Here is a 16918-nt window from a genome sequence, read left to right as displayed (position 1 = left end):
CGCTGAGGCTCGCGCCGCGCCGTACAGTTCCCTTGATCGCGATCAAATCCGCGATTGGCATGCCCCTGCGCACGACAATGGCGCTGTTCGCGGTATCCGGCGCCGATTTACAATCGTCAAATTCACACAATAAACGTCTGGCATCCCATGTCGTCTTCATTGCAGTCGGAATCGATCCGCGCGCAAGTCGCGGAATTGCGCGAACGTGGTTTCGTCGTCGCGCGCGGCCTCGTCGGCGAAGCGCAGTGCGCGGCGCTCAAGCGCATCGCGGAGCGCCAGTTGCAGGAAGCGGCGGAGCCGATCGAGTTCGAGGCGGATTTGCGCTACCCGGGCGCGCCCGAGTCCAAGCACGCGCCGGGCGGGCACACGGTGCGGCGGCTGCTGGACGCCTATGGGCGCGATCCGGCGTTCGCCGAGCGCGCGATCGCGCCCGAAATCGGCGCGTGGATGCGCGAGTACTTCGGCGAGCAGCCGGTGCTGTCGCGCACGCATCACAACTGCATGATGACGAAGCATCCCGCGTACGGGAGCCTGACGGGCTGGCATCGCGACTTCCGCTACTGGTCGTTCGAACGCGCGGACATGGTGTCGGTGTGGCTCGCGCTCGGGCCGGAAACGAATGAAAACGGCGCGCTCTGGCTGGTGCCCGGGTCGCACACGGCCGAATTCGGGCCGGAAGCGTTCGACGACGCGAAGTTCTTCCGCAGCGACCTGCCGGGGAACCGCAAGATGATCGATGCGGCAACCTGCCCGCCGCTCCAGACGGGCGACGTCGTGTTCTTCCACTGCAACACGCTGCATTCGGCGGGGCAGAACCGCTCCGACCAGGTGAAGTTCTCGCTCGTCTACACGTATCACGGGGTGAGCAACCGGCCGGTGCCGGGCACCCGTTCGGCGACGAAGCCGGAAGTGCAGTTCTAGCAGCGGTTCGCACGGCGATGCCGCCGTGCCGGTCGCCCGCAGCCGGTCGCCCGCTGCGGCGCTGCGGCGTTGCGGCGTTGCGGCCGCGCGGGCGGATGAAGAAACGGGCGGCCTGGGCCGCCCGTTGCGTTTTGAACCGCTCGCGCACCGCGAGTCGTCGCGAGCCGCGCGGCTCCCCGATCAGCGCTTGTTGCCCGGCATCGCGAGGCCGATCAGGCCGATCAGCGAAGCGACGGCGCCGCCGGCGATCAGCAGGATCGTCTTCGTGGCGGGCGAGCCGGTGAAGAAGCGCGACATGTTGTCGTTGATCGAATGGAACGACTGGCCGCCGAAATACAGCAGCACGACGCCGCCGACGAGCAGTGCAACCGAGATGACCCGGGACATACCAACCTCGCTGTAACGGTGATTCGAGACGCCGCAGTGTAGGCGACGCGCGCGGTCGCGTCCATTGCCGTGCAGGCTCGCGCCGCGTTCGCTACCATAGCCGTCGTTGTTTCCTTCGCCGCCGGCGCGCGATGCTCGCGTGCGGCGCGCGTCCCTTCCCCCGACGTCCTGACGGAACCGACCCATGGCCTATGAAGCAGCTTCCGAACGTTATGCCGACATGCAATACCGCACCTGCGGCAAATCCGGGCTCAAACTGCCCGCCCTGTCGCTCGGCCTGTGGCACAACTTCGGCGACTCGACGCCGATCGACACGCAGCGCGACATCCTGCGCACCGCGTTCGACCTCGGCATCAATCACTTCGACCTGGCGAACAACTACGGGCCGCCGTACGGCAGCGCCGAAACCAATTTCGGCCGCCTGCTGAAGGAAGATTTCCGGCCGTACCGCGACGAACTGCTGATCTCGACGAAGGCCGGCTGGGACATGTGGCCGGGGCCGTACGGCAGCGGTGGCGGGTCGCGCAAGTACGTGCTCGCGAGCCTCGACCAGAGCCTGCAGCGGATGGGCCTCGACTACGTCGACATCTTCTATTCGCATCGCTTCGACGCGCACACGCCGCTCGAGGAAACGGCCGGCGCGCTCGCGTCGGCCGTGCGGCAGGGCAAGGCGCTGTACATCGGCATCTCGTCGTACTCGGCCGCGAAGACGCGCGAGATGGCCGAACTGCTCGCGCAATACCAGGTGCCGCTGCTGATCCACCAGCCTTCGTACAACATGCTGAACCGCTGGATCGAGCAGGATCTGCTCGGGACGCTCGACGAGATCGGCACGGGCAGCATCGCGTTCACGCCGCTCGCGCAGGGGCTGCTGACGTCGAAGTACCTGAACGGCGTGCCGGCCGATGCGCGGGTCAACAAGCCGGGCGGCGGTTCGCTGAAACAGGATCACCTGAGCGCGGACAACCTCGAGCACGTGCGCGAGCTCAACGGCATCGCGCAGCGGCGCGGACAAAGCCTCGCGCAGATGGCGCTCGCGTGGGTGTTGCGCAATGGCCGCGTGACGTCGGCGCTGATCGGCGCGAGCCGTGCGGAGCAGGTGCGTGAAAACGTCGGCGCGCTGAAGAACCTCGAATTCTCGGCCGACGAACTCGCGGAGATCGATCGTCATGCGACCGAAGGCGGCATCAATCTGTGGGAAAAGCCGTCCACCGATCAGGCGATCTGACGTAGCGAGGACAGTCGATACGGGATGCGAACGATCGCATCCCGTAATCGCGGTGCACGCAAGCAAGCCGTCACGTCGCTGCAGCGATGTGACCGGCGCGCGAACGCGTGGCTACAGCAGTGCGGGAAGGCCTTCGACGAGCAATACCGCAACGCCGACGCCGAGCATCACGCCGAGCACGCGCAGCAGGTTGTGACGGAATTGGGTCGCGCACGGCACCGCGCCGAGAAATAGCGCGCCGGCCAGCGCCATCGGAATCAACAGGATGAAGTCGCCGATCGTGAAATAGGTCGTCATGCGTGTCTCCATAGTCGGCCGGCGCAGGCGTACGCGCCTGTACCCGCCCCATGCCGGGCATTTCTAATGTGTGCCGGACCGATTGCGAGGGGGCCGACAGTTCGAGTATAGGCAACCGCGCAGCGTTTTTCGCTATCCGAACCATTAAAAGTATGCGGAAAACCCCGGGAATTCTGCATTTCCCCGTGGAATCAGACGAATGCCTTGCGCATGGCTTTCCGGCTCCTTTCCGTTTGCGCCGAAACGTCGTACGTGTTCGATACGGCCGCCGCACTCGCGGGTGTGGCGGCCGTCCGCTTACGCGCGCTCGGGTTGCGCGCGAGCGGTCGGTGTGCGGAACACGAGCACGAGCCCCGCGACGATCGCCGCCATGCCGGCGAGCGCGAGCGGCGCCGGCCGGTTACCGAGCCAGACCGCGTCCATCAGCGTGGTGACGACGGGCACGAGATAGAACAGGCTCGTCACGTTGACGAGATCGCCGCGCTGCATCAACCGGTAGAACAGCAACTGCGCGACCACCGAGATCACGATGCCGAGCCACAGCAGCGGCACGACGAACGCCCAGCTCGCATCGAACGCGATGGGCCGGAACGGCAGGATCGCCACGCACAGCGCGAGGCCGATCGCGTTCTGCAGCGGCAGCACGTCGCCGGGCGCCGCACGTACGCGCTTTTGCAGCAGCGAGCCGACGGTCAGCGCGGCGAGCGCCGTGAGCGCGCAGGCGACGCCCATGATCGGCAGGCCGGCGCCGCCCACGCCGCGGCACACGACGAGCGCGAGGCCGGCCAGCGACAGCGCGAGCCCCGCGACGCGTATCGGTTGCCAGCGCCGCTCGACCATCGCGAGCGTGACGATCGGCTGCACGCCGAGGATCGTCGCGAGCACGCCCGGTGCGATCCCCTGATCGAGCGCGAGCAGGTAGAAGATCGAATAGCCGCCCATCATCAGCAGGCCGGTCAGCGCGGCCATGCGCCGCTCGCCGCGCGGCGGCAGCCAGCGGCCGCGCATGACGGCGAGGACGAGCAGCACGAGTGACGCGAGCGCGAAACGTGCGGTGAGAAAGACGAACGCGGATGCGTGACGCAGACCGAGTTCAGCGAAGATCGCGCCGCTGCTCCACAGCAGCACGAAGAGCGACGTCACGCCATGCGCGGCGAGCGCGCGTTTGAACGAAACCATGTGAATCCACCTGTCGAACGGATCGATACGTTCCATGTCGCGCGCGGCAACGCGCCGTGCGTGACGACGCACGAACGGCTGCAAACGGGCGAATGGAAAACGAAAAAGCGAAAGCCGGCTGGTCAGCCGACGCGTGCCGCCGGCGGGGGCGGCGCGGCGCCGACGCGCGGCGGTGCGACAGGAGGAGGAAGGACCGACGGATGCGCGCACGCCTGCGGCCGCGAGTCGAACTGCGGCCGGGATTGAGCGAGTGCGGACGTGAACGGATGCATCGTGTCGAAATGCGCTTGAACGCGAATGAGCTTCAACGGTACCGCAAGGCGGCCATCCGGCGCAACTGTCTGCGCAAAGGCGCGGCTGCGTGCGCGAACGTCATGCGGTGGCGCTGCGTTCGCGCCGGCGCAGCCATGCCGACTGCGGGCACGCCATCGAGCGCGAGCATCTGATAATTCGAGCGCGTATCGCATGGCCGGCGCGATTCGGCGGACAGTCACATTCGACAGGGTATGATGGGGGTATCCGCCCGTGCAAGCGCACGCGCGACGCAGTGGTTGATTGGAGACATTCGACGAATTCGCGGCACTTCGCCCGCTTCTTCTTCTTTTCGCGCTTCGATAAACCGGGAACAATGGGATCATGCGCAACACCCCGCCGAGGGCGGCGCGGATCGTGCATTTGCCGGCTCGTCAGTGGGCCGGGTTTCAAGATTCAAGAGTGGGGAACCATCATGCATGTCGGGTCGATTGTCTGCACTACCCATATCGCGGTGCCCAAGGGCGCGCGCGGCATCGTCCAGCGCCTTCTGGGCGACATGGCCATGGTGACCTGGTACGCGGGCGTGCCGGGCGAGTCGAAAGAACTCAACACCGAGCCGTTCTTTCTCGAGGACCTGATCGACACCGGCGAATCCGTGCTGCCGGCCGGCGCCGCTATCCACTGAGCGCGCATGCCGCATCGGACGCTCGTGTTTCGGCGCGGCTGACGGCACAATGCGGGGCATGACAGACGCCACTTCCGCCCCCGCTGCTCCCGCCGGCCCGCCGTTCGCCGGCCTCACGCCCGAGTGCGTGCTCGACGCGCTCGACAGCGTGCTGATGCCGGCCGGGCTGCGCACCGACGGGCGCATGCTCGCCCTCAACAGCTACGAGAACCGCGTCTATCAGGTCGGCATCGAAGACGGCTCGCCCGTCGTCGCGAAGTTCTACCGGCCCGAGCGATGGTCGGACGACGCGATCCTCGAAGAACACGCATTCGTCGCCGAACTTGCCGCGCGCGAGATTCCGGTGGTGCCCGCGACCGCCTTCGACGGCCGCACGTTGCACGCGTTCGACGGCTTCCGCTTCTCGATCTTCGAGCGGCGCGGCGGCCGCGCGCCCGATCTCGACCGCAGCGACACGCTCGAATGGCTCGGCCGCTTCATCGGCCGCATTCACGCGGTGGGCGCGACGCAGCCTTACGTCGCGCGTCCGGCGCTCGACATCCGCACGTTCGGCTACGAGCCACGCGACTACCTGCTCGCGCACGATTTCATTCCCGACGATGTACGACCCGCGTACGAGACGGCGGTCACGCTCGCGCTGGAAGGCGTCGAGGCCGCGTTCGAGCGTGCGGGCGAAATTCGCCTGCTGCGCACGCACGGCGATTGCCATCCGAGCAACGTGCTGTGGACCGACGCGGGGCCGCATTTCGTCGACTTCGACGACAGCCGGATGGCGCCGGCGGTCCAGGACCTGTGGCTGCTGCTGCCGGGCGATCGCGAAGGCGCGTCGCGCGCGCTCGCGGATCTGCTCGCCGGTTATGAGGACTTCTGCGAATTCGAGCCGCGCGAGCTGCATCTGGTCGAAGCGCTGCGCACGCTGCGGTTGATCCACTATGCGGCGTGGCTTGCGCGCCGCTGGGACGATCCGGCGTTTCCGGCCGCGTTCCCGTGGTTCAACACGCATCGCTACTGGGAAGCACGCGTACTCGAGCTGCGCGAGCAGATCGGCGCGATGCAGGAAGGGCCGCTCTGGCCCGTGTGACCCGTGTGACGGCGAGCGCGGCAGCGTCGCCGCGCGGCATGTTCAGCGCGGGCCGCCACGCATCGCGCGCGGCCCGCATCGCTCAGAACTTCAGCATCATCCGGATCACCGCGGCGAAGCGCCTGCCGTAAGGCGGCGCGATCAGCCCTCGGGTATTCAGGCGCGCCTGCGTGAGCACGGGCTTCATCTTCGAGAACGTCACGAAGCCGTCGTAGCCGTGATACGCACCCATCCCGCTCGCGCCGACGCCGCCGAACGGCAAGGTGCCGCACGCGATGTGCAGCAGCGCGTCGTTGACGGTCACGCCGCCCGAGATCGTTTCGCGCATCACGCGTTCGACCGTGCCGCCATCCTCGTCGAACAGGTACAGCGCGAGCGGGCGCGGGCGCGCATTCACGTACGCGATCGCCTCGTCGAGCCGCTCGTACGGCACGAGCGGCAGCAAGGGCCCGAAAATTTCCTCCTGCATCAGCTGCGACGCGGCCGGCACGTGCGTGACCGCGCACGGCACGAAGCGGCGCGACGCGGGATCGGACTGCGCGTCCGATAGCGGATGCAGTTGCGCGCCGGCCGCCTGCGCGTCGTTCGCAAGCTGCTGCAGCCGCGCGTAATGGCGCGGCGACACGATCGTCGTGTAGTCGCCGTTGGTCGACAAATCCGGATAAAGCTTGGCGAAGCGCGCCCGCGCGCGCTCGATGAACGCGGCTTCCATCCCGCGCGGCAGCAGCACGTAGTCGGGCGCGATGCAGGTCTGGCCCGCGTTGAGCGTCTTGCCGCCGATGATCGCGTCGACCGCGGCATCGAAGCGCGCATTCGGGCCGATGATCGCGGGCGACTTGCCGCCGAGTTCGAGCGTGACGGGCGTGAGATTGTCGGCCGCGGCGCGCATCACGTGGCGGCCGACATGCGTCGAGCCGGTGAATAGCAGATGATCGAACGGCAGCGCGCTGAACGCGGCGCCGATCTCGGCATCGCCGTTCACGACCGCGACGTGGTCGCGCGAGAAGGTCTTCGCGATCAGTTGCTCGAACAACGCCGACGTGCGCGGCGTCAGTTCGGACATCTTGATGATCGCGCGGTTGCCGGCCGCGAGCGCGCAGATCAGCGGCCCGGCCGCGAGCAGGATCGGATAGTTCCACGGCACGACGATGCCGACCACGCCGAGCGGTTGCGGCAGCACCTTCGCGCGCGCCGGCCGCAGCCACTTGTTCATCGGCTTGCTGATCGGCTTCATCCAGCGCTTGCCGTGCTTGAGCGCATCATCGATCTCTTCCTTCGCCATCCAGATTTCCGACAGCAGCACTTCCTGCTTCGCGCGGTGGCCGAAGTCGGCGCTGATCGCGTCGGCGAGTGCATCCGCGTGATCGAGCAGCATCGTGCGCAGCGCGCGCAGGTGCTGCGAACGGGTGTCCCACTCCGGATAGGGCGTGCGCAGGTAGGCCGCGCGCTGATCGCGCAGCAGCGCCGTCAGCGCATCGACCGACGGCAGCGCTTGCGGGGCCAGTTCGGGCAGGTCGTTCTTCATGTCGTCTCCTCCAGTGGGGCGTGGCACGTCGGCCAGCAGTCAGGCCGCACGTGAGCGCTCGGCGCGCGTGGCGGGGCGGATCAGGGTGGCGCGCGTCGCGCGGCGCGGGGCCGGATGCGATGCGCGGGTGAAAACAGGGTGCGGCGTGCGGCAAGCGTCGCATCCGCGCGACGGTGTTCGCGTCGGAAAACGGGGTGGCAGGGTGCGCGCGTACGGCCCGATGCGATTTCCGGCTGCCGCGCGATGGCACGCAGCGGGCGCTTGCGCGCACACCGAAGCAGGGCGGCGCGATGCGCGCGGCGACCTGCGCACCGGCAGGTCGGATCGCTCATTCGACGGGCCATCCAAACGGTCGGCCATACGTTGCGTCGTTCGATTTCGACCGTCCGCGCGCACGGTGCCGGTCGCAACCATTTGGGCGTCCGTTTGAAATGAAATGCGGGCCGCGCGCGGTGCGTCCGGACCACCCGGTCGGCACGCGGCCTGCAGAACGTCGCGCTGCATCATCGTCTCCCCAGTTTCACGACGGCGCGGCTTCTCGCGGCCGGTGCATCGCGTCGCATCGATCGATACATCTTAAATTTAGTTCACGCGGGCGTTTAGAGGAATCGCTCTTGAATCGGCGTGCCGCGCGCGCGACGGCCATTCCTACAATGCCCGAACATTACAAGCGGGAGCCGGCCGCGCCGGGCGCCGTTCATGACACGAAGGAGACGTGACATGCAATACGACTACATCATCGTTGGCGGCGGATCGGGCGGATCGGGCGGCTCGAGCGTCGCCAGCCGCCTCGCCGATGCATGCCCCGACGCGACGATCGCGCTGATCGAGGCCGGCCCGCACACGGAGCGCAACCTGCTCGTCAACATGCCGGTGGGGATCGCCGCGCTCGTGCCGTTCAAGCTCGGCACGAACTACGGTTACGAGACGGTGCCGCAGCCGGGCCTCGGCGGCCGTCGCGGCTACCAGCCGCGCGGGCGCGGAATGGGCGGCTCGAGCGCGATCAACGCGATGATCTACACGCGCGGCCATCCGGGCGACTACGACGAGTGGGCCCAGCTCGGCGCAACGGGCTGGGGCTGGCAGGACGTGCTGCCGTATTTCCGCCGCGCGGAAGGCAACGAGCGCGGCGCCGATGCATGGCACGGCGCGGACGGCCCGTTGACGGTTTCCGATCTGCGCTTTCGCAATCCGTTCTCCGAACGATTCATCCAGGCCGCGCACGCGGCCGGCTATCCGCTGAACAACGATTTCAACGGCGCGACGCAGGAAGGCGTCGGCTTCTATCAGGTCACGCATCGCGACGGCTCGCGCTGCAGCGTCGCGCGTGCGTATATCTATGGCCGCAACCGGCCGAACCTGCATGTGATTACCGATGCGACGGTGCTGCGCGTGGGCTTCGACGGCAAGCGCGCGGTCGGCGTCGTGGTGTCGCGCGACGGACGCGTCGAGACGCTCGGCGCGCGGGCGGAGGTGATCCTGTCGGCCGGCGCGTTCAATTCGCCGCAGCTGCTGATGTGCTCGGGGATCGGTCCGGCGGAGCAGCTGCGCCGGCACGGGATCGCGATCGTGCAGGACGCGCCGGACGTCGGCGCCAACCTGATCGACCATATCGACTTCATCATCAACACGCGCGTGAATTCATCGGAGCTGGTCGGCATCTGCCTGCGCGGCCTCGCGAAAATGACGCCGGCGCTCGCGCGCTATTTCTCGAGCCGCACGGGGATGATGACGAGCAACGTCGCGGAGGCCGGCGGCTTCATCAAGAGCGATCCGTCGCTCGACCGACCTGACCTGCAACTCCATTTCTGCACGGCGCTGGTCGACGACCACAACCGCAAGATGCACTGGGGCTTCGGCTATTCGCTGCACGTGTGCGCGCTGCGCCCGTTCAGCCGTGGCACGGTCGCCCTCGCGAGCGGCGATGCGCGCGACGCGCCGCTGATCGATCCGCGCTTCTTCAGCGATACGCACGATCTCGACCTGCTCGTGCGCGGTGCGCAGGCGATGCGCCGAATCCTGTCGCAGGCGCCGCTCGCGTCGCAGGGCGGGCGCGAGCTGTACACGCGGGTGGACCAGAGCGAAGCCGAGCTGCGCGCGACGATCGTCGCGCACGCCGACACGATCTATCACCCGGTCGGCACCTGCCGGATGGGTTCGGATGTGCGCGCGGTCGTGGATCCGCAACTGCGCGTGCGAGGTGTCGACGGGCTGCGGGTGGTGGACGCGTCGGTGATGCCGACGCTGATCGGCGGGAACACGAATGCGCCGTCGGTGATGATCGGCGAACGCGCGGCGGACTTCATCGTCGCGACGCGCAAGGGCGCGGTGCCGCGCGGCGAGGCGGCCGCGGCGGTGCACGGCCGCTGAGCGGCGCGCACCGGCACGCGAGCGGCGCGATGCTCAGGCGAACGTATCGACGAGGCCCGCGCGGCTCACGCTCGCGCCGGCCGCTGCGGATTGCGCAGCGTCGACCGGTGCGTCGACGGCTGACGATCCGGCGCGTGCGCGCGGCGACGGCCGGCCGCCGGCGAAGCTCTGTTGTGGGTTCTGCTGCTGCGACGCGAAGCCGCCGTCGCTGACGGTCGCGCTGCCCAGGCCGAGCCCGCCCGCTTCCATCGCTTCGCGCAGCTTCGGCAGCGCGGCTTCGACCGCGTCGCGCACCTGCGCGTGCTGCGAGACGAACAGCGCATGCGCGTGATTGTCCGCGACACGCAGCACGACCTGCAGCGGGCCGAGGTCCGGCGGGTTCAGCGTCAGCTCGGCGCTCTGCTGATGCGCATTCGACAGGAACACGACCTTCTGGCTCAGCGCGTCGGTCCAGTCGGCGGTGCCGACATGCGGGGCCAGCACATGGGCGTTGGCCGCGGCGAGCGAGCTCGCGGCGGGCGATGCCTGGAGATTAGCCTGCGCGGCTGCTGCAGCCGTCGCGGCGGCGGCGACCGATGCGTCGGCGGCCGGGCTGGCAGCTTCCTCGGTGGCCGCGAGCGCATGCGCGGCCGGCTGGCCGGTGGCGCCGGCCTGCAGCGCCTGGGCGGTCGCTTGCGTGGGCGTCGGCTGCGTCGCGAGCGCGCCTTTCGCGTCGGCGAGCGTGCGGTCGAAGGTCGGGACTTTCGGCGTCAGCGGCGCGGCGGCGGCCGATGCGGACGTCGTCGATGCCGGCGCTGTCGCGGCCGTTGCTGCTGCCGTGCCCGTCGCGGGCATCGCGATCGCACCCGCGCCGCCCGTCAGTTTCGCCAGCGCAGCTTGCAGCGCTTCGCGACCCGACGCCGGCAACGCCGGGTCGGCGGCCGCATCCTTGCTTGCATGATTCGTCAGCGCGGCCGTGGCATCGGGCTGGCCGGACACGGCCGTCGTTTGCGCGGCCGTGGCGGCGGTATCGGCAGCGGCGCCGGCCGGCGCCGCGTCGTTCACGCGCGCCTGCAGTTGCGCCTGAACGGCGGCGGCCGCGGCGAGCGCGGCGGCGTCGGCATTGGGCGTTGCATTCGCGTCGTCGGTCGGCTTGTCGTCGACGCGGTCGGCGGGCTTCGCGCCGGCGGGCGACGTCGACGACGCCTGTTGCGTCGCGGTATCCGGCTTGCCGGCATTCGCCGTGTCGTGCCGTGTGCCGACGCTTTGCTTCAGCGTCTGCGCGAACGGCACGGCGGCCGGGCTGGTTGCGGCATCGTTGCCGGCGGACGTCGCGGCGGCGGACGAACCCGCGCCGCGGACGGCCTTGATGGCGGTGCCGGCGGTGTCGAGCAGCGCGCCGAGCAGGGGCAGGGGAGGCATGGCGATTCTCTCGTTCGAAAGCGGTGAGCGGTTACGCCGAGCGGGCCGCGTCGGCCCGCATGCGCAGAATCTTCGCGGCGTGTTCGTCGGCGTCGCGCTGTTCGCGCTTCGCGGCACGCTGCGTTTCCTGCGCGACGCCGCGCGCCTGCAGGGTTTCGTATGAACCGACGGTGCGTTTCTTCTGTTGCCAGTTCGGGCGCGCCTCGTCGATGCGCAGTTCGGCCGCGGCCAGCACGTTGCGCTGCTGCGCGATCGCCGCGTCGAGCGTATCGATGAACGCCTGGAAATTGCGCCAGTTGCCGGCCGGCATCCCGTGCTGAGCGGACTGCGAAAAGCGCGCGTGGTATTCGTCGCGATAGCGCAGCAGCGCGTCGAGCTGTTCGGCGGCCGCGGTGCGGTCGCGCTGCGCGGTGCCGAGCTGCTTCGTGGCCGTGTCGAGATCTTCCTGCGCGCGGTCGAGCAGCAGTTGAAGGGGAAAGCCGTGTGCCATCGGAATCAGCCTCCGTGTACGTCGAACAGCGCATCGAGCCCGGCGAGGCTCGACGCGAACGGCGCGCATTCGCGAAAGCCCTGCTGCAGGAACGATTCGATGCGCGGATAGAGCGCGATCGCGCGGTCGAGCTGCGCGTCGCGGCCCGGTGCATACGCGCCGACCGCGATCAGGTCGCGATTGCGCTGGTAGCGCGACAGCATCTGCTTGAACTGCCGCACGCGGTCGAGATGCGTTTCGTCGATCAGCGCGGTCATCGCGCGGCTGATCGACGCCTCGATGTCGATCGCCGGATAGTGGCCGGCCTCGGCGAGCGCGCGCGACAGCACGATATGGCCGTCGAGGATCGCGCGCGCCGAGTCGGCGATCGGGTCCTGCTGGTCGTCGCCTTCGGTCAGCACCGTGTAGAACGCGGTGATCGAGCCGCCGCCTTCGGGCCCGTTGCCGGTGCGCTCGACGAGCGCGGGCAGCTTCGCGAACACCGACGGCGGATAGCCCTTGGTCGCGGGCGGCTCGCCGATCGCGAGCGCGATCTCGCGCTGCGCCATCGCGTAGCGCGTCAGCGAATCCATCAGCAGCAGCACGTGCTTGCCCTGGTCGCGGAAATACTCGGCGAGCGAGGTCGCGTAGGCGGCGCCCTGCATGCGCAGCAGCGGCGACACGTCGGCCGGCGCCGCGACGACGACCGAGCGCGCGAGCCCGTCCTCGCCGAGGATCTGTTCGATGAATTCCTTCACTTCGCGGCCGCGTTCGCCGATCAGCCCGATCACGATCACTTCCGCGCTGGTGTAGCGCGCCATCGTGCCGAGCAGCACCGACTTGCCGACGCCGGAACCCGCGAACAGGCCCATCCGCTGCCCGCGGCCGACGGTGAGCAGCGCGTTGATCGCGCGCACGCCGACGTCGAGCACGTGGTGGATCGGCTCGCGATCGAGCGGGTTGATCGACGGCGCCGACAGCGAAGCGTCGACCTTCGACGCCAGCGGGCCGAGGCCGTCGAGCGGGCGGCCCGACGCATCGACGACACGCCCGAGCATCTCCCAGCCGACCGGCAGCCGTTTGGCGCCCGCGAGCGGATCGGCGACGGGCGCGCTTTCGCGCGGCCACACGCGCGCGCCGGGCAGCACGCCCGCGACGTCGGTGGTCGGCATCAGGAACAGGCGATCGCCGGAGAACCCGACGACTTCCGCTTCCGCGTGCGGCAGCGTGCTGCCGGGCGGCAGTTCGATCGTGCATTCGGCGCCGACCGACAGGCGCAGCCCGATCGCCTCGAGCACGAGGCCCGCGGCGCGCGTGAGGCGCCCGCACGGCCGCAGCGGCAGCGCGCGGTGGCTGCGCGTCGCGAGCCCGTTCAGGTGCGTGCGCCAGTGCGCGAGATGCGGATTGTGCGGGGCGCGCGGCGCCTCGTCCGCAGCGGGTGCCGCGTGCGGAGCGGCGCCGTGTGCCGCGTCATGCGCGCCGTCGGGGCCGAACGACGCGAGCGCGAGTTCGCGCTCGAGCGGCGTCATTCCGTCGTACAGGATCGATTCGGGCGTGGGCGTCACCATGCGCTCACCTTGCCGATCGCGGCGGCGACGCGCTGCCAGCGGGTGGGCAGCGTCGCGTCGACCTCGCCCGTCGCGGCGTGCGCGCGGCAGCCGCCGCGCTCGATCGACGTGTCGGTGCGCACGGTCCAGCCGAGTGTATCGAGATCGTCCTGCAGATAGGCTTCGACGACGGGCAGGTCGGCCGGATTCACCGCGAGGTGCGGCGCGCCGGACAACGCCGGTTCGGCGGCGAGCACGTCGCGCACGGCCGCGACGAGCGCCGCGGGATCGTGCTTCACGTGCTGACGCACGACCTGCTGCGCGATGTCGAGCGCGAGCTGCGCGAGATCGGACGCGAGATCGTGCTCGACACTCGACACGGCTTCGCGGAACGAGGCGGCGAGCGCCGCGAGCTGCGCGGCCTGTTCGCGGGCTTCGGCCTGCCCGGCCTCGAAACCCTGCTTGCGGCCCTGGTCGAAACCGGCCTGGTAACCCAGCGCCTGGCCTTCGACGTGACCGGCCGCATGGCCTTCGGCATGCGCGGCGTCGCGCACGCGCTGCAGTTCCTCGGCGAGCGCGGCGGCGGCCGCGGCCGCGTCGTCGGGCGGCGGCGGGGGCGGCGGCGGATCGAACGACGCCATCTCCCACCGCTGGTACGCGGTGAGGGTGGCGGCCCGATCGCGCACGGAATCAGACATATGCGTCTTCCGCCTTGCCGCCGATCACGATCTGACCGCTCTCGGCGAGGTTGCGCACGATCTGCAGGATGCGGCGCTGCTGCGTCTCGACTTCCGACACGCGCACCGGGCCCCGCGCGTCGAGATCCTCCGCGAGCAGTTCGGCCGCGCGTTGCGACATGTTCGCGAGGAACTTCTGGCGCAGCGCGGGCGGCGCGCCCTTCAGCGCGATGATCAGCGTTTCCGACTCGACTTCCTTCAGCACCATCTGGATCGCGCGATCCTCGAGGTCGAGCAGGTTCTCGAACACGAACATCTGGTCGACGATCTTCTGCGCGAGGTCGGCGTCGTACTGGCGCACGCTTTCGAGCACGCCTTCCTCATGATTGCTCGTCATGAAGTTGAGGATCTCGGCCGCGGTGCGGATGCCGCCCATCGGGCTGCGCTTCAGGTTGTCGCTGCCGGACAGCAGGCCGGTGAGCACGTCGTCGAGCTCGCGCAGCGCGGCCGGCTGGATGCCGTCGAGCGTCGCGATCCGCAGCAGCACGTCGTTGCGCAGCCGCTCGGTGAAGCACGACGCGATCTCGGACGCCTGGTCGCGGTCGAGATGCACGAGGATCGTCGCGATGATCTGCGGATGCTCGTTCTTGATCAGTTCGGCCACCGCGCCCGAGTCCATCCACTTCAGGCCCTCGATGCCGCTCGTGTCGCTGCCCTGCAGGATCCGGTCGATCAGCACGCCGGCCTTGTCCTCGCCGAGCGCCTTGGTCAGCACCGAGCGGATGTACTCGCTGGAATCGAGCGACAGCGCGGTGTGCTGCTCGGCTTCCTTCGCGAACTCCTGCAGCACGCCCTCGACCTGCTCGCGCGTGACGTTCTTCAGCGCGGCCATCGCGGCGCCGATCTTCTGCACCTCGCGCGGCGCGAGGAACTTGAATACTTCAGCGGCCTCTTCCTCGCCGATCGACATCAGCAGCAGCGCGCTCTTGGTCAGGCCTTCAGCGTTCATCGGACACCCAGTTCTTCACGACGGTGGCGACGATCTTCGGATCCTGGCGGGCGATCGTGCGCGCGTAGTCGAGGTTGCGTTCGTAGCGGTTCTTTTCGTTCTCGAAGCCGAGCAGCAGCGGATCGGGCTCGTCGGCCTTGTCCGGGGCGGGCAGGCCGTCGAGCGCGACCGGATCGTCCGGCGCCGCGAGCGCCGGGGCGACCGGCTCGGGCGGCGGGAACGCGCGGCGCATCGCCGGGCGCACGAACATGAAATAGAGCGCCGCCGCGGCTGCCGCGATGCCGAGCCACTTCGCGGCTTCCTTCGCCATCGCGATCATGTCCGGCTGGCGCCACCACGGCAGGTCGGCGTACGGATCGCCGACGCTCGAGAACGCGCTGTTCACGACGTTCACCGAATCGCCGCGCTTCTCGTCGTAGCCCATCGCGTCCTTCACGAGCTGCTCGACCTGCGCGAGCTTGGGCGGCGGCAGCGGCTGCATCGTCACGTGGCCCTTCGCGTCGGCGACCGGCTGGTAGTTGACGACGACGGCGACCGACAGCCGCTTCACGTTGCCCATCGGCTGCTCGACGTGGCGGATCGTCTTGTCGAGCTCGTAGTTGGTGGTCTGGTCCTTGCGGTCGCTGACGGGCGTCGACTGCGCGCCGTTCTGGCCGTTGCCGGCGACGATCGGCGCGGAGGCCGGCTGCGGCGGCGTGTTCGACAGCGCGCCCGGCACGCCCGATGCGCCGCCCTGCGCGAGCTCGGTCGCGCTGCTGGTCTGCTGGCTGCGGATCGCGGCCTGCTGCGGCGTGCCGTTCGGGCCGTAGCTTTCCGAAGTCTGCTCGAGCTTCGAGAAGTCGATGTCGGCGCTGACCTGCGAGCGCGCGTTGCCGGTGCCGAAGATCGGCGCGAGGATCGCATCGATGCGCTTCTGCGTATTGCGCTCGACCTGCTGCACGTACTTGAGCTGGCTCGCGTCGAGGCCGGAGGCCGACGCGGTCTGCGTCAGCAGGTTGCCGTCCTGGTCGACGATCGTCACGTTCTTCGCCGGCATGTCGGGCACGCCGGACGACACCATCCGCGTGATCGCCTGCACCTGGCCCTCGTCGAGCACGCGGCCCGGGTAGAGGTCGACGAACACCGACGCGCTCGGCGCTTCCTTGTCGCGCACGAACACCGACGGCTTCGGGATCGCGAGATGCACGCGCGCGCCGCGCACCGCGTTGATCGATTCGATCGTGCGCTGCAGCTCGCCTTCGAGCGCGCGCTGGTAGTTCACCTGCTCGGCGAACTGGCTGATGCCGAATTTCTGGTTGTCCATCAGCTCGAAGCCGACCGAGCCGCCCTTGGGCAGGCCCAGCGCGGCGAGCTTCAGGCGCGTTTCATGCACCTGGTTCGACGGCACGAGGATCGCGCCGCCGGCGTCGGCGAACTTGTACGGAACGTTGGCCTGCTGGAGCGCGGTGATGATCGCGCCGCCGTCGCGGTCCGACAGGTTGCTGTACAGCACGCGATAGTCGGGCGCGCGGCTCCACAGCACGAGCGCGGTGATCGCGGCGATCGCGAACGCGACGGCGATCACGAACGGCAGCTTCGGGTTGCCCTTCATCCGCGAAATGCCGGGGATGCGTTCCGCGAAACCGCCGAACCCGAAGTCCGCGCCGGCGCCGCCTGCTCCCGGCAACGCGGCGGCCGCGGTGGCGCCTGGCACCGGGCTGGCGAGGCCCGTGCGGGCGTCGGGGTTGATCAGCGAGTTGGCCTGCGAATCCATGCGTGGAGTTTCTCCGGAGCGGGACGACTGAGCCGCTCGGACGAGCGGACGGACAATGACACGTTGCGATTATCGGGATCCGGGCGCGACTCCGATCGACCGAAAAGAGCGGGGTTTCCCCCGTACTTTCGCGG

The 16918-nt window shown here is 69.1% G+C and carries 15 protein-coding genes; 5 read left to right on the top strand and 10 right to left on the bottom strand.

Features of this window, described 5'->3' with window-relative positions; genetic code table 11:
* Positions 1–147: 147 nt before the first annotated feature.
* Positions 148–921, top strand: coding sequence for a phytanoyl-CoA dioxygenase family protein (locus FFI87_RS16210; RefSeq protein ID WP_012364943.1), 774 nt, complete (start codon positions 148–150; stop codon positions 919–921).
* A 180-nt stretch (positions 922–1101) separates the two neighbouring features.
* Here the strand turns inward: FFI87_RS16210 and FFI87_RS16205 are convergent, their stop codons facing one another.
* A complete protein-coding gene (locus FFI87_RS16205; RefSeq protein ID WP_006753007.1) occupies positions 1102–1308 on the bottom strand; it encodes a DUF3185 family protein in 207 nt (68 codons plus the stop codon).
* Between the two features lie 184 nt (positions 1309–1492).
* On the opposite strand from FFI87_RS16205, the gene mgrA reads away from it, so the two are divergent.
* Positions 1493–2536, top strand: a complete 1044-nt coding sequence (gene mgrA, locus FFI87_RS16200) for an L-glyceraldehyde 3-phosphate reductase (protein ID WP_138846995.1) — start codon at positions 1493–1495, stop codon at positions 2534–2536.
* A 111-nt stretch (positions 2537–2647) separates the two neighbouring features.
* Here mgrA and FFI87_RS16195 read toward each other — a convergent pair whose 3' ends face one another.
* Positions 2648–2833 (bottom strand): hypothetical protein, encoded by a 186-nt coding sequence (locus tag FFI87_RS16195; RefSeq protein ID WP_011658187.1) that lies wholly within the window; start codon positions 2831–2833, stop codon positions 2648–2650.
* Positions 2834–3130: 297 nt separating this feature from the next.
* Positions 3131–4012: a DMT family transporter gene (locus FFI87_RS16190; RefSeq protein WP_138846996.1), complete on the bottom strand. Its 882-nt coding sequence runs from the start codon at positions 4010–4012 to the stop codon at positions 3131–3133.
* Positions 4013–4739: 727 nt separating this feature from the next.
* Between FFI87_RS16190 and FFI87_RS16180 the strand changes: the two genes are divergently transcribed.
* Positions 4740–4952, top strand: coding sequence for a hypothetical protein (locus tag FFI87_RS16180; protein WP_006753011.1), 213 nt, complete (start codon positions 4740–4742; stop codon positions 4950–4952).
* A gap of 58 nt (positions 4953–5010) precedes the next feature.
* On the top strand, positions 5011–6033 hold the full coding sequence (locus tag FFI87_RS16175) for a serine/threonine protein kinase (protein ID WP_138846998.1): 1023 nt from the start codon (positions 5011–5013) through the stop codon (positions 6031–6033).
* A gap of 82 nt (positions 6034–6115) precedes the next feature.
* On the opposite strand, the gene FFI87_RS16170 is transcribed toward FFI87_RS16175, so the two are convergent.
* A complete protein-coding gene (locus FFI87_RS16170; protein WP_138846999.1) occupies positions 6116–7558 on the bottom strand; it encodes a coniferyl aldehyde dehydrogenase in 1443 nt (480 codons plus the stop codon).
* Between the two features lie 720 nt (positions 7559–8278).
* On the opposite strand from FFI87_RS16170, the gene FFI87_RS16165 reads away from it, so the two are divergent.
* A complete protein-coding gene (locus FFI87_RS16165) occupies positions 8279–9928 on the top strand; it encodes a GMC family oxidoreductase (protein WP_138847000.1) in 1650 nt (549 codons plus the stop codon).
* Between the two features lie 33 nt (positions 9929–9961).
* On the opposite strand, the gene FFI87_RS16160 is transcribed toward FFI87_RS16165, so the two are convergent.
* The 6 genes from FFI87_RS16160 to fliF are packed head-to-tail and all read right to left on the bottom strand — an operon-like array spanning position 9962 to position 16784.
* A complete protein-coding gene (locus FFI87_RS16160; protein ID WP_138847001.1) occupies positions 9962–11329 on the bottom strand; it encodes a flagellar hook-length control protein FliK in 1368 nt (455 codons plus the stop codon).
* A 31-nt stretch (positions 11330–11360) separates the two neighbouring features.
* Positions 11361–11819: a flagellar export protein FliJ gene (gene fliJ, locus FFI87_RS16155; protein ID WP_006753016.1), complete on the bottom strand. Its 459-nt coding sequence runs from the start codon at positions 11817–11819 to the stop codon at positions 11361–11363.
* A 5-nt stretch (positions 11820–11824) separates the two neighbouring features.
* Positions 11825–13366 (bottom strand): flagellar protein export ATPase FliI, encoded by a 1542-nt coding sequence (gene fliI, locus FFI87_RS16150; protein ID WP_012364936.1) that lies wholly within the window; start codon positions 13364–13366, stop codon positions 11825–11827.
* A complete protein-coding gene (fliH, locus tag FFI87_RS16145; RefSeq protein WP_138847002.1) occupies positions 13360–14043 on the bottom strand; it encodes a flagellar assembly protein FliH in 684 nt (227 codons plus the stop codon). The genes fliI and fliH overlap by 7 nt, the downstream gene beginning before the upstream one ends.
* The gene (gene fliG / locus FFI87_RS16140; protein WP_006753019.1) at positions 14036–15031 is read right to left on the bottom strand and encodes a flagellar motor switch protein FliG; all 996 of its coding nucleotides are present in this window, start codon (positions 15029–15031) and stop codon (positions 14036–14038) included. Before fliG ends, fliH begins: the two co-directional genes overlap by 8 nt.
* Positions 15021–16784: a flagellar basal-body MS-ring/collar protein FliF gene (gene fliF / locus FFI87_RS16135; protein WP_138847003.1), complete on the bottom strand. Its 1764-nt coding sequence runs from the start codon at positions 16782–16784 to the stop codon at positions 15021–15023. The genes fliG and fliF overlap by 11 nt, the downstream gene beginning before the upstream one ends.
* Positions 16785–16918: the final 134 nt, after the last annotated feature.

The sequence above is a fragment of the Burkholderia sp. KBS0801 genome, from assembly GCF_005937855.2.
Taxonomy (GTDB): Bacteria; Pseudomonadota; Gammaproteobacteria; order Burkholderiales; family Burkholderiaceae; genus Burkholderia; species Burkholderia ambifaria.
This window is presented reverse-complemented; position numbering and strand designations above follow the sequence as displayed.